The 11,838-nt window shown below is 66.3% G+C and carries 11 protein-coding genes; 4 read left to right on the forward strand and 7 right to left on the reverse strand.

The genetic code is table 11. From position 1 onward, the window contains the following. Nucleotides 1-47 precede the first annotated feature (47 nt). From metG to rsxB, 3 genes are read left to right on the forward strand one after another with little or no spacing between them, the layout of a single operon-like run. Nucleotides 48-2,174: a methionine--tRNA ligase gene (metG, locus tag QM707_RS06960; protein ID WP_415001133.1), complete on the forward strand. Its 2,127-nt coding sequence runs from the start codon at nucleotides 48-50 to the stop codon at nucleotides 2,172-2,174. Nucleotides 2,175-2,219: 45 nt separating this feature from the next. Further along, nucleotides 2,220-2,798: an electron transport complex subunit RsxA gene (gene rsxA / locus QM707_RS06965; RefSeq protein WP_415001134.1), complete on the forward strand. Its 579-nt coding sequence runs from the start codon at nucleotides 2,220-2,222 to the stop codon at nucleotides 2,796-2,798. Between the two features lies 1 nt (nucleotide 2,799). After that, on the forward strand, nucleotides 2,800-3,309 hold the full coding sequence (gene rsxB / locus QM707_RS06970; RefSeq protein ID WP_415001135.1) for an electron transport complex subunit RsxB: 510 nt from the start codon (nucleotides 2,800-2,802) through the stop codon (nucleotides 3,307-3,309). A 47-nt stretch (nucleotides 3,310-3,356) separates the two neighbouring features. On the opposite strand, the gene QM707_RS06975 is transcribed toward rsxB, so the two are convergent. The 6 genes from QM707_RS06975 to QM707_RS07000 all read right to left on the reverse strand — a co-directional run bounded on the left by QM707_RS06975 (nucleotide 3,357) and on the right by QM707_RS07000 (nucleotide 10,593). Further along, entirely contained in the window at nucleotides 3,357-4,232 is an 876-nt protein-coding gene (locus QM707_RS06975) for a TraB/GumN family protein (RefSeq protein ID WP_415001136.1), read from the reverse strand. A gap of 7 nt (nucleotides 4,233-4,239) precedes the next feature. Next, the gene (locus QM707_RS06980; protein ID WP_415001137.1) at nucleotides 4,240-5,211 is read right to left on the reverse strand and encodes a DUF1684 domain-containing protein; all 972 of its coding nucleotides are present in this window, start codon (nucleotides 5,209-5,211) and stop codon (nucleotides 4,240-4,242) included. Between the two features lie 7 nt (nucleotides 5,212-5,218). Then, complete coding sequence (mutL, locus tag QM707_RS06985; protein ID WP_415001138.1) at nucleotides 5,219-6,991, reverse strand: DNA mismatch repair endonuclease MutL; 1,773 nt, start codon at nucleotides 6,989-6,991, stop codon at nucleotides 5,219-5,221. Nucleotides 6,992-7,037: 46 nt separating this feature from the next. Then, complete coding sequence (locus QM707_RS06990; RefSeq protein ID WP_415001139.1) at nucleotides 7,038-8,546, reverse strand: N-acetylmuramoyl-L-alanine amidase; 1,509 nt, start codon at nucleotides 8,544-8,546, stop codon at nucleotides 7,038-7,040. Nucleotides 8,547-8,632: 86 nt separating this feature from the next. Continuing rightward, the gene (gene tsaE, locus QM707_RS06995) at nucleotides 8,633-9,115 is read right to left on the reverse strand and encodes a tRNA (adenosine(37)-N6)-threonylcarbamoyltransferase complex ATPase subunit type 1 TsaE (RefSeq protein ID WP_415001140.1); all 483 of its coding nucleotides are present in this window, start codon (nucleotides 9,113-9,115) and stop codon (nucleotides 8,633-8,635) included. Then, nucleotides 9,112-10,593 carry an NAD(P)H-hydrate dehydratase gene (locus QM707_RS07000; RefSeq protein WP_415001141.1) on the reverse strand — a complete coding sequence of 494 codons (1,482 nt, stop codon included), beginning with the start codon at nucleotides 10,591-10,593 and terminating at the stop codon, nucleotides 9,112-9,114. The genes tsaE and QM707_RS07000 overlap by 4 nt, the downstream gene beginning before the upstream one ends. 21 nt (nucleotides 10,594-10,614) lie before the next feature. On the opposite strand from QM707_RS07000, the gene queG reads away from it, so the two are divergent. Beyond that, entirely contained in the window at nucleotides 10,615-11,667 is a 1,053-nt protein-coding gene (gene queG, locus QM707_RS07005) for a tRNA epoxyqueuosine(34) reductase QueG (RefSeq protein ID WP_415001142.1), read from the forward strand. 9 nt (nucleotides 11,668-11,676) lie between these two features. Here queG and QM707_RS07010 read toward each other — a convergent pair whose 3' ends face one another. Further along, nucleotides 11,677-11,811 (reverse strand): hypothetical protein, encoded by a 135-nt coding sequence (locus QM707_RS07010; protein WP_415001143.1) that lies wholly within the window; start codon nucleotides 11,809-11,811, stop codon nucleotides 11,677-11,679. Nucleotides 11,812-11,838 lie beyond the last annotated feature (27 nt).

The following is an 11,838-nucleotide window of genomic DNA, read 5'->3' on the forward strand; positions in this document are numbered from 1 at the left end:
CGGCCCGAAGCCCGCAGGAATGCGGGGGCTTCTGCGATAATCGCTGCATGAAACCCGCGCCCGCCCTCGTTACCACCGCCCTTCCCTACGCCAACGGCCCGCTGCACCTGGGCCATCTGGTCGGGTACATCCAGGCCGATATCTGGGTCCGCGCCCGCCGCATGGCCGGCGGCGAGACCCATTTCGTCTGCGCCGACGACGCCCATGGCACGCCGATCATGCTCGCGGCCGAGAAGGCCGGGCAGTCGCCGGAAGAATTCATCCGCGCGATACAGGTCGGGCACGAGAAGGATTTCGCCGACTTCGGCGTCGCCTTCGATCATTACCACTCGACCCATTCGGACGAGAACCGCGAACTGGCGACGCTGATCTACGAACGCCTGCGCGACGGCAAGTATCCGCAGCAACCGGGCGAAACCTATATCGCCTCGCGCAAGATCCAGCAGTTGTTCGATCCAGTGCGGGAAATGTTCCTGCCCGATCGCTACATCAAGGGCGACTGCCCGAACTGCGGCAGCCCCGACCAGTACGGCGACAACTGCGAAGTCTGCGGCAAGGCCTATTCGCCGACCGACCTGAAGAATCCGCGTTCGGTGATGTCGGGCGCGGTGCCGGAGTTGCGCGAGTCGGAACATTTCTTCTTCGAACTGGGCAAATTCGAAGCTTTCCTGCGCGGCTGGCTGAAGAACGAGGTCGCGCACCCGGCCGTGAAAGCCAAGCTCGCCGAATGGCTGGAAGGCGGTCTGCGCGACTGGGACATTTCGCGCGACAAGCCCTACTTCGGCTTCCAGATTCCCGGTACGACGGACAAGTATTTCTATGTCTGGCTCGACGCGCCGATCGGCTACCTCGCCAGCTTCCAGGCCTATTGCCGCACCAAGGGATTGGACTTCGCGCAGTTCACCGAGGCCTCGCGCAACGAGGCCGGCGAAACCGAGATGCACCACTTCATCGGCAAGGACATCGTCAACTTCCACGGACTGTTCTGGCCGGCGATGCTGAAGGGCTCGGGTTTCCGGGCGCCGACGAAGCTGCACGTCAACGGCTATCTGACGGTGAACGGCGCGAAGATGTCGAAATCGCGCGGCACCTTCATCATGGCCCGCACTTTCCTGGATGCCGGCCTCGAACCGGAAACGCTGCGCTACTACTACGCGGCGAAATCCGGCGCCGGCGTGGACGACCTCGACCTGAACCTCGACGACCTCAAGGCACGCATCGATTCCGACTTGGTGGGTAAGTTCGTCAACATTGCGAGCCGATGTGCTGGCTTCATTACCAAGCATTTTGATGGGAAACTGGCAGACGCACTGCCCGCCGACAGTTTGTACAGTGGCTTCCTGCCGGCAATCACCGGCCAAGGCGTTAAAGCATGCATCGAGTCCGGTGATTTTGCGCATGCCGTCCGACAGATCATGCTGTTGGCCGATGAAGCCAACCGCTACATCGACGAAAAGAAGCCGTGGGTGTTAGCAAAGCAGCAAGGCGCGAAGGCTGAACTGCATGTGGTTTGCACTAACGGCCTAAACTTGTTCCGGTTGCTCGCCGGTGCGCTGAAGCCGATCTTGCCGTCCATCTGCAAACAGGCCGAAGAATTCCTCAATGCGCCGGTGGATCACTGGGACGACCTGAATCGACCTCTCCTGGGACATCGCATCAACGAATATCAGCCTCTTCTTACTCGTGTTGAAAAGAAGCAGATCGAAGCCATGATCGAAGCAAGCAAGGAAGACCTGAAGCCCGCAGAAGCGGCTGCAGCAGCGCCTGTAGGAGCGACGCAAGTCGCGACCCCAGCCAAGAAACCGGCTGAAGCCGCGCCGGCGAAATCGGATGCAGGCGCCCCAGCGACGATCGCCATCGACGACTTCGCCAAGCTCGACCTGCGCATCGGCGCGGTGCTCGAATGCGGCGTCGTCGAAGGCTCGGACAAGCTGCTGCGCTTCCTGCTCGATGCCGGCGAACTCGGCCAACGCCAGATCTTTTCCGGCATCCGCGCCGGTTATCCGGAGCCCGACAAACTCGTTGGTCGCAAGGTCGTGTTCATCGCCAATCTCGCGCCGCGCAAGATGCGTTTCGGCGTGTCGGAAGGCATGATCCTGTCGGCCGGCGGCGACGATGGCCTTTTCCTGCTCGACGCCGATGCCGGCGCCCTGCCGGGCATGACGGTGAAATGATCAACGCCCTCTCCCCCCGGGAGAGGGCTGGGGTGAGGGCCACGCATGACCGATATCTTCCTCATCCTGCTCGGCGCGGCCTTCGTCAATAATTTCGTGCTGGTGAAGTTCCTCGGCCTGTGCCCGGTGATGGGCGTGTCGAACCGGCTCGATTCGGCGTACGGCATGGCGATGGCGACGGGTTTCGTGCTGACGCTGTCGGCGGCGATGAGCTGGATGGTGCAGCATTGGTTGCTCGCGCCGCTCGGCCTCGACTACCTGCGCACGCTGGCCTTCATCCTGGTCATCGCCGGCGTCGTGCAGTTCACCGAACTGGCGATGGCCCGGCGGCAACCCCGCCTCTATCGCGTGCTCGGCATTTACTTGCCGCTGATCGCGACGAACTGCGCCGTGCTCGGCGTGACCCTGCTGAACGTGCAGGAAAAACGCACGCTGTTCGAAGCGGTGCTGTACGGCTTCGGTGCAGCCCTGGGTTTCGCCCTGGTGCTGGTGCTGTTTTCCGCCATGCGCGAACGCCTGGAAACCGCCGACGTGCCGGCGGCCTGGCGAGGCGCGCCCATCGCTCTCGTGACGGCCGGCCTGATGTCGCTGGCCTTCATGGGCTTCGCCGGCCTGGCGCGCTGAGATGACCGCGATCCTGGCCGTGCTCGTTGTCGCGACCTGCTTCGGTCTGGTGCTGATGCTGATGGCGAATCGCTGGCGCCCGGAAACCGATATGGAGGCGATGGTGGAACGCATCGACCGCGTGCTGCCGCAGACGCAGTGCGGGCAATGCGGTTACCCCGGCTGCAAGCCCTATGCGCGTGCGATCGCCTCGGGCGAAGCCGACATCAACCAGTGCCCGCCCGGCGGCGAGACCGGAATTCGCCGCCTGGCCGACTTGCTCGCGCGCGAAGCGAAACCGTTGAACCCGGACAACGGCATCGAAAAACCGCCGCTGGTGGCCCTGATCCGCGAAGCGGAATGCATCGGATGCACGAAATGCATCCAGGCCTGCCCGGTCGACGCCATCATCGGCGCGCCGAAGGCGATGCATACGGTACTGGCGGACCTGTGCACGGGCTGCGAACTGTGCATTCCGCCCTGCCCGGTCGATTGCATCGACCTGATCCCGGCACCCGCCTTGCGCATGTAGGAGCGACACAAGTCGCGACTCGCGTCGCTCCTACGGAAACGCCGGAATCAGAGGCGCTCCACTTTGTAGCCCTTCGCCTTCAGCATCGCGACCAGGCCGTCCTCGCCCAGCAGATGCAGGCTGCCGACCACGACCAGCGTGTCGTCGGATTTTTCGCCGTCGAGCATGGCCTGTACTTTCGGCAACCAGGCGCGGTTGCGGGCGACGTTGATGCGCTGGTAGAGCTGCGGATACTTGTCGCGGAATTCGCCTACCGTCTTGTCGCTCAATCCGGCGTCGTCGCCGCTGCGCCAGAGGCGATGCAGCTCGTCGAGGTTCTTGCCGACGTCGTCGGCTTCTTCCAGCGATTCCGCCAACATCTGCTGCTGTTCGTCCACGCTCATGTTGTCGAGCGCGCCGATCTGCTCGTCGGCCGTCTCCAGCCCCTGCGTCGGCTTGCCGGCTTCGGTGCTGCGGTCCATCAAGTTCTGGTCGAGCCCCAGCTTGCCGTCGTAGCCACTGCGACCCAACTCGTTCAGCGTCACGATCAGCGAGATGAACCAGGGCTCGAAGCGGGCGTAGTTCTGCAGCGGTACCTGGCGCTTGTCCGCGTAGGCCTGCAACTTCCGCCAGCTTTCCGGCGTCAGCTGCTGCTCCAGCGTCTCGCCTTCCGGCAGCATCGCCGCCAACGCCATCTTGCGCGCGAGTTCGGGCGATTTCATTTCCGCCGGCGACACTTCAAAAGCCACGCGCTCGGCGTCGGCGAACGCGCCATCCACCGTCGCCGCCACCGGATAGTCCTCTGGTTTCAGCGCATGGAAGGAACCGAGAAGGTAGATGTGGTTGTCGGCGTCGCTGACTTTCCAGAGCAGGGGCTTGGGCGAATCGGCGTTGGCGCAGGCGCTGGCGAGACCGAGCAGCCCCAGGACGAACAGTCGTTTCATGCGGACCTCAGTGAGCCGGCGCTTCGCCGGGCTTGCGCGGCTTCTTCTCGCCGGCGGTGATGGCGAGGTCGAGGCGGTTCTGCAACGGCGGCATCGGGCAGGTCGAATAGGCGGTGAAGGCGCAGGGCGGGTTGTACCCCTTGTTGAAATCCACGATGGTGGTGCCGTCCGCGCCGGGATACTCGGCGTAGAGGAAACGCGCGGCCGCATAAGTCTCGTGCCCGCTCGTGCGGTCGGCGTAGATCAGGAACAGGCGGTGATCGCCTTCGTCCACCGCTTCCATCGTGAAACTCTTGCCGTCCTTTTCGAAGGTCACGGTGCCGGGGTTGTCCATCGGCTCGACCATGCTGAGGATGTTGACGATGTCGATCTTCTTACCCGGCGGATGCGGGGTGAACTTCGCCTTCACGCGGAACGACGGATCGATATCGAAGTAGGGAATGCCGGCGAAGCCCGTACGCGTGGGCGCCATCGCATCGCGAACGCGCAGGGCGTACTTGTTGCTGCGCTTGATCACGATGAAGCTGGCGTCGCCCTTGTTGAAGCCGACGACGGTCGGTCCGGCGTCGCCCGCATCGGCATCGGACACCAGGTTGACCGTACCGTTCGCGGGTTGCCCGTCGATGGTCACATCGGTGCCGGGCTCCGGACGCAGGCTCAGCTTGCCGTCCTTGGTCAGCGTCAGCATGCCGATATGCGACGGCCCGACGCTCAGGCGCGTGCCGTTCTGTTCGCCGGAACCGATGCGCGTGGTGCCCGATTCGATCCAATGCATGCCCACCAGGGACAGCCAGCCGGTCGGCTTCTGCAGGCGCTGCAGGCGATCGTGCCGCCAGTCGAGGATTTCCTTCTCGTAAACGCGTTTGGCGGCATCGACCGCGACGGTCGCCGCGGGCGCCGCCTCCTTGCCGGAGCAGGCCGCGAGGCCGACGGCGATGACAGCAGCGAGCGAAACAGCGGCGACTAGCTTCTGGCGCATGGAATCCTCAACGTCCGCGTAGGAAGAATCGATCGAGTTCGGCCTTGCTCAGCTGAACCCAGGTCGGCCGGCCATGATTGCATTGCCCCGAGCGTTCGGTCGACTCCATGTCGCGCAACAGAGCGTTCATTTCCGGGTGGGTGAGGCGCCGGTTGGCGCGCACCGAGGTACGACAGGCGAGATCGGCCAGAAGTTCGTTGCGAACCTCCTCGACCCGGCGGCTGTCGCCGTGCTCGCGCAGGTCATTGATCACGTCCAGCGCCAGCACGCGAGGGTCGAGATCCGCCAGCAGCGCCGGAACCGCCCGCAAGCTCAGGCTCTGCGGCCCGCTGCGCCGCAGTTCGAAACCCAGCGCGGCCAGGGCTGCCGCGTGCTGCTCGGCCACGTCGGCCTCGCGTTCGGCCACCGCCAAGGTCAGCGGCACCAGCAGGGACTGCGACCGAATGCCTTCGCCGTCCTGGGCGGACTTCAGTCGCTCGTAGGTGATGCGTTCGTGCGCGGCGTGCATGTCCACCAGTACGAGGCCCTGCTCGTTCTCGGCAAGGATGAAGACGCCATGCAGTTGCGCCAAGGCGTAGCCGAGCGGCGGCGTGGCCGCTTCGTCGGCCGCCGGCATGGACGGCACGGCTGGCGGCAGTGCGCCGGCTGACGGTGGTTCGCCATACAACGCGGCATAAGCCGGCAGCGCTTCGCGCACCGGCAGGCTCATGCTCGATTGCATCGGCGCCCAGGCGTTCGCCATCGGTGCGGGAGCATGCGCCTCGTTCGCGGTCGCGAGTCCCGCGCGCGTCGACGAAAGGGCCTCGTGCAAGGTCTTGAAGACGAAATCGTGCACGAGGCGCCCATCGCGAAAACGCACCTCGTGCTTGGCCGGATGCACGTTGACGTCCACGCGGCGCGGATCGAGTTCGAGGAAAAGCACGAACGCCGGATGCCGCCCATGGAACAGCACATCGGCATAGGCCTGGCGCACGGCATGCGCGACGAGGCGATCGCGCACCGCGCGGCCGTTGACGTAGAAATACTGCTGGTCGGCGCTCGAACGCGATGCGGTCGGCAAGCCGACCCAACCGTGCAGGCGCAGGCCCGCGGCCTCGTGCTCGACGGCGATGCATTGCTGCACGAAATCCTCGCCCAGCGCTTCCGCCACGCGCTGCAGACGCATGCCTTCGTCGGCGATCGGGCGGTAGTGCTTGCCGGTCTTGCCGTTGTGGCTCAGGCGCAGTTCCACTTTCGGGCGCGCCAGGGCCAGCGATCGCAGCCATTCTTCGATATGGCCGAGTTCGGTGCGTTCCGCGCGCAGGAACTTGCGCCGCGCCGGCACGTTGAAGAACAGGTCGCGCACTTCGATCGTCGTGCCCAGCGGATGCGGGTGCGGAGATACCTCGCCGCCACGCCCGCCGTCGATTTCCAGCCGTGCGCCGCGTTCCTGCGCCGCGGTTTTCGAACTGAGGGCGAAACGGCTGACGGAGGCGATCGACGGCAAGGCCTCGCCGCGAAATCCGAGGGTCGCCACCTGCTCGAGATCGTCCAGCGAGCCGATCTTGCTGGTGGCATGCCGCGATACCGCCAGGGGCAATTCGTCCGGCGGCATGCCGCTGCCGTCGTCGCGGATGCGGATCAGGCGGATGCCGCCCTCTTCAAGTTCGATATCGACGCGTCTGGCGCCGGCGTCGAGCGCATTCTCGACCAGTTCCTTGACCACGGATGCAGGCCGCTCGACGACCTCGCCCGCGGCGATCTGGTTGATGAGGGTGTCGGGAAGCTGGCGGATCGTCACGGCTTCGGGGAACTCCAAAGCCGGAATGATAGCAGCGGGGGCGCCCCTACTCCGGTGCGCCGGCCACGATCAGCGGAATGGTCAGGCGCTCGCCGACGCGCAGGCTGTCGCCTTTCAGTCCATTGGCCTGGCGCAGGCTGTCCAGCGCCACGCCATGCTGGGCGGCGATCAGGCTCAGGGTTTCGCCGTTGCCGACGACATGCTCGCGCGAAGTCGGACGCAGCTCGCTGTGCGCAGCGTAATACGTGCCCGGCGGCGGCTGGTCGCTGAAATACTGCCGTACGCCCTGCTTGATGGCGGCGGCCAGGCGCTGGCGGTATTCCGGATCGTCGAGCTTCTTCTCTTCGCCGGGGTTGGTGATGAAGCCGGTTTCGACCAGCATCGACGGCACGTCGGGCGAACGCAGCACGACGAAGTTCGCGCGCTCGATGCCAGGCTTGTGCGCCTTGCCCACCTTCTTCAGCGCAGCCAGCACCTGGTTGGCGACGTCGTCGGAGGCGCGCATCGTCGCGCTCTGCGACAGGTCCAGCAGCACGGCCGAAAGATTGCGGTCCTTGTCGTCGAGCGAAACGCCGCCGACGAGATCGACGGCATTTTCCTTGTCGGCCAACCAACGCGCCGCCTGCGACGATGCGCCGCGGGTGGAAAGCACGTAGACGGACGCGCCGCTCGCGGACTGGCTCGGCGCCGCGTCGGCGTGGATCGAAATGAACAGGTCGGCCTGCGCATTGCGCGCGCGCATGTAGCGCTGCGGCAATGCCACGTAGGTATCGCTGTCGCGAATCAGCACGGCCTTCATGCCGGGATCGGCATCGATCTGCCGCGCCAGTTCGCGCGCGACCGCCAGCGTGACTTTCTTTTCCTGCACGCCGGAGGGGCCGTGCGCGCCCGGGTCCTTGCCGCCGTGTCCGGCATCGATGGCGATGACCAGCTTGCGCTGGCCCGCACCGATCACGTCCTGCAGCGTTTTCGCCGGCGGCGTCTTGTTGCCGCGCGCCGTCGACGCGGGCTCGTCCTGCTTGGCGACGACAGGCGCGGCGACCGGTGGCGGCGTCTCGATCGGCGTCGGCGCGGAAACAGCGAGGCGAGGCGCGGACAGCGGCGTGGACGGCGGGGTCGTCGGCGCCGAAACGGCCAGCATCGGAACGGACTGGGCCGGCGCAGGCTTGTTCTTGCCCTGGATATCCACGATCAGGCGCAGCTTGCCGCCCTCGCGTTCGATGCGGCTGCTCGACGTCGCCGGCGCGCCCAGGTCGAAAACGATGCGCAAGGTGTCGGCTTCCGGCTTGCCGGTACGAAGGTTGGCGACCAGGCCATTCGCGGCCGGCACCTTGAACTGCGGAGACAGGCGCGTGCCCGGCAGGTCCAGGACGAGGCGGTCGGGATTGGCGAGGGTGAAAAGCTTGTAGGGAGCGTCGCTGCCGAGTTCGATCACGGCGCGGGTACTGCTCTCCTGGTCCTGCAGTTGCACGGTGCGCAACTCGCCGGCCGACAGCGCCGGACTGGCCAAAACCAGGGCGACGGACAGCATCAGCAGGATCGGCGACCGGCACATGGCGCGGATTGAAGCACCGGTCGCTGGGAATTGCAATAGCTTTTCCCTTTTAAATCCGGCACCTGGCCACCTTTCCTAAACCAGCCCTAAGAAACACCCCCGAAACCCCTGCCGGCATTCAGACTGGCCAGCCAAGCCTGCCCCACAGCCGAGCGGGCCTCAAACCCGATTTCCCGCCCTTGGCCGCTGAGCGCGAGACGGAGGTCCAGGTCCGGGGCCGGCAAGTGGGCGAGTCCGCGTTCGGGCCATTCGATCAGCCACAGGCGCGCGGCGATCGCGAGTTCGTCCAAGCCGAGGAAGTCGAGCTCTTCGGCCGCGGCGAGCCGGTAGAGATCGAGATGAGCCGCTTCGCCGCCCGCGACCGGATAGCGCTCGACGAGCGTGTAGGTCGGACTCTTGATCGCGCCCGACACGCCCAGCCGACGCAGCATCGCTCGCGCCAGCGTCGATTTGCCGGCACCGAGTTCGCCATGCAGGTAAACCACGGCGCGCGACGGCAAGGCGTCGGCGAGTTCGGCGCCGAGCGCTTCGGTCGCCGCGCTGTCGACAAGGAAACGCCGAACGCTCATTGCGGATTCGCCAAGCGGCGAAGATGCGGAAACAGGTCGGAGGGCAGCAATCCGCGTTCGCCGCCGATCCGCGCGGCGGCATCGCCCGCCGCCGCGTGCAGGAGCGCTCCGTAGCGCGCGGCATCGAAACGCACGAAGTGCTGCGCCTGCAGTGCGGCGATCACGCCGGTCAGCACATCGCCCATGCCGCCGGTGGCCATGCCGGGATTGCCGGCGTCGATCACCGCCGTGGTTTCTCCCGGCGCCGCGACGAGCGTTCCCGCCCCCTTGAGCACCACGGTGCATTGGAAACGTTCGACTAGGGCATCGATGGCGGCGAAACGGTCGTCCTGCACCGCGTCCTTGTGCGTGCCGAGCAAACGCGCCGCTTCGCCCGGATGCGGCGTCAGGATGGCCTGCGGCAGCGCGCGCGGTTTCTGCGCCAACCAGTTCAGTCCGTCGGCATCGAGGATCAGCGGTTTTCCGGAAGCCAGCGCGGCTTCGAACAGGTCGTGCCCCCATTGGCCGCGCCCGAGACCCGGCCCGACGGCGAGAATGTCGGCCTGTGCGATCAGCGCATTGAGCGCCTCGGCCGTTTCCACCGCATGCGTCATCGCCTCCGGCCGCGCCGCCACCAGGGCCGCCACGCCTTCGCGCCGGGTCGCGACGCTCGCCAGCCCGGCGCCAGTGCGCAAGGCCGCTTCGGCGCACAATCGCACCGCGCCTCCCATGCCGGCTTCGCCACCGACACTGAGCACGTGGCCGTATTCGCCTTTGTGCGCATTCGCATGCCGCGGAGGCAATCCGGTGGCGAGCAGCGCGGCGCGATAAAGACCGGCCGCCGGCGCGAAATCCTTCGCGAACAATGCGTCATCCAATCCCAGGCCATCGACCAATACTTCGCCGCAGACATCGCGTGCGCGCCCGGTGTACAGGCCGCGTTTGGCCGCGACGAAGCTCAGCGTGATGTCCGCCCGCACAACGATGCCGTCGGCGCAACCGCGGTCCGCATCGAGCCCGGACGGCACATCCAAGGCCAACACCGGCAATCGGGAGGCATTGATGCGTTCGATGATCGACTGGCCGCCGCGCTCCGGTGCGCGCGTGAGGCCGACGCCGTACAGGGCGTCGACCCAGACGTCGGCCTCGGGCAGTTCGCCGTCGAAGATGCGCGTCGTACCGCCGGCGTCGCGCCATTCGCTCCAGGCGCGCCCGGCCGCGCTCGCGCGCGGCAACTCACCGGCCGGGATGAGCACTTGCGCCTGGAATCCGGCGGCCTTGGCCAGTTTGGCGACGACATAACCATCGCCGCCGTTGTTGCCCGGACCGCAGGCGATGCCGATGCGCCGCGCGCCCGGCCACCGCTCGCGCAGCAACGCCCAGGCTGCCGCGCCGGCCCGTCGCATCAACTCGTTGGCGCTGACGCCCGCCTGCGCGCTGGCATGGCGATCCATGGCGCGCACCTGTTCGGGGCGATACAGCGGCAGCGGCGAATTCATGCCGCGATTCTATACTGGGCCATGCTCGAACCCGACCGACTCGCCGAAGACATTCGCCACTGGGGCCGTGAGCTCGGCTTCCAGCAGATCGGCATCGCCGATGTCGAACTCGGCGAAGACGAAGCCTGGCTGCGCGATTGGCTCGCACGGGGCCAGCACGGCGAAATGGACTACATGGCGCGGCACGGCGACAAACGTTCGCGTCCGGCCGAACTGCAACCGGGCACGTTGCGCGTGATCAGCGCCCGGATGGACTACGGCACCGGCGACGACGAAGCGGCATGGCGCACGCTGGACGAAGGCGATCGCGCCTACGTCGCGCGCTACGCCCTCGGTCGTGATTACCACAAGCTCATGCGCTCGCGCCTGCAGAAGCTCGCCGATCGGATCGGCGAACGCGTCGGCGCATTCGGCCATCGCGTCTTCGTCGATTCCGCGCCCGTGCTCGAGCGCGCGCTGGCGCGCAACGCCGGCCTGGGCTGGATCGGCAAGAACACTTGCCTGATCAACAAACAGGCCGGCAGCTGGTTCTTCCTCGGCGAGATCTACGTCGATCTGCCCCTGCCGGTGGACGTGCCCGCTAGCGCGCATTGCGGCACCTGCACGCGCTGCATCGACATCTGCCCCACCGGCGCGATCGTCGCGCCGAACCGCGTCGATGCGCGACGCTGCATCAGCTATCTCACGATCGAACTGCGAGGCGCGATACCGGAGGAGTTCCGCAAGCCGATCGGCAACCGCATCTACGGCTGCGACGATTGCCAGCTGGTCTGCCCCTGGAACAAGTTCGCGCGTCGTCACGACGAGGCCGACTTCCGCGCCCGCAACGACCTCGATCGCGCCACGCTGGCCGAACTCTTCGCCTGGAGCGAGGAGGAATTCCTGCGCCGAACCGAAGGCTCGGCGATCCGTCGCACGGGCTACGAGGGCTGGTTGCGCAACATCGCGGTCGCGCTAGGCAACGCGCCGACCGACGAGGCCGTCATCCGGGCGCTGGCATCCCGGCAGGACGACCCCAGCGAACTGGTGCGCGAGCACGTCGCCTGGGCACAGGCGCAACACTCGAGCGCCTAGCCCAGGTCGTCAGCTGGTTGCGGGCGGCGTCGGGGATGCCGCCGATTCCTGCTTCGCCAGATGTTTGCCGAAGGAATACCCGGCCTGGGCAAGAGCCAGCGCGATGAACACCGCTGCCACGCCGATCAGCATTTTCTTTGCCATGAAGCCGGACCTCCTATGGACCGGGGC

This window comes from Arenimonas sp. (genome assembly GCF_047602345.1).
Classification (GTDB): Bacteria; Pseudomonadota; Gammaproteobacteria; order Xanthomonadales; family Xanthomonadaceae; genus Arenimonas.

Excerpts from the sequence above, each read along its gene's own strand:
- QM707_RS06990 (WP_415001139.1), bottom strand. The coding sequence starts at position 8,546 with ATGTGCCGGTCGCCGATCCTGCTGATGCTGTCCGTCGCCCTGGTTTTG.
- metG (WP_415001133.1), top strand. The coding sequence starts at position 48 with ATGAAACCCGCGCCCGCCCTCGTTACCACCGCCCTTCCCTACGCCAAC.
- QM707_RS06975 (WP_415001136.1), bottom strand. The coding sequence starts at position 4,232 with ATGAAACGACTGTTCGTCCTGGGGCTGCTCGGTCTCGCCAGCGCCTGC.
- QM707_RS07000 (WP_415001141.1), bottom strand. The coding sequence starts at position 10,593 with ATGAATTCGCCGCTGCCGCTGTATCGCCCCGAACAGGTGCGCGCCATG.
- rsxB (WP_415001135.1), top strand. The coding sequence starts at position 2,800 with ATGACCGCGATCCTGGCCGTGCTCGTTGTCGCGACCTGCTTCGGTCTG.
- QM707_RS06980 (WP_415001137.1), bottom strand. The coding sequence starts at position 5,211 with ATGCGCCAGAAGCTAGTCGCCGCTGTTTCGCTCGCTGCTGTCATCGCC.
- QM707_RS07010 (WP_415001143.1), bottom strand. The coding sequence starts at position 11,811 with ATGGCAAAGAAAATGCTGATCGGCGTGGCAGCGGTGTTCATCGCGCTG.
- rsxA (WP_415001134.1), top strand. The coding sequence starts at position 2,220 with ATGACCGATATCTTCCTCATCCTGCTCGGCGCGGCCTTCGTCAATAAT.
- tsaE (WP_415001140.1), bottom strand. The coding sequence starts at position 9,115 with ATGAGCGTTCGGCGTTTCCTTGTCGACAGCGCGGCGACCGAAGCGCTC.
- queG (WP_415001142.1), top strand. The coding sequence starts at position 10,615 with ATGCTCGAACCCGACCGACTCGCCGAAGACATTCGCCACTGGGGCCGT.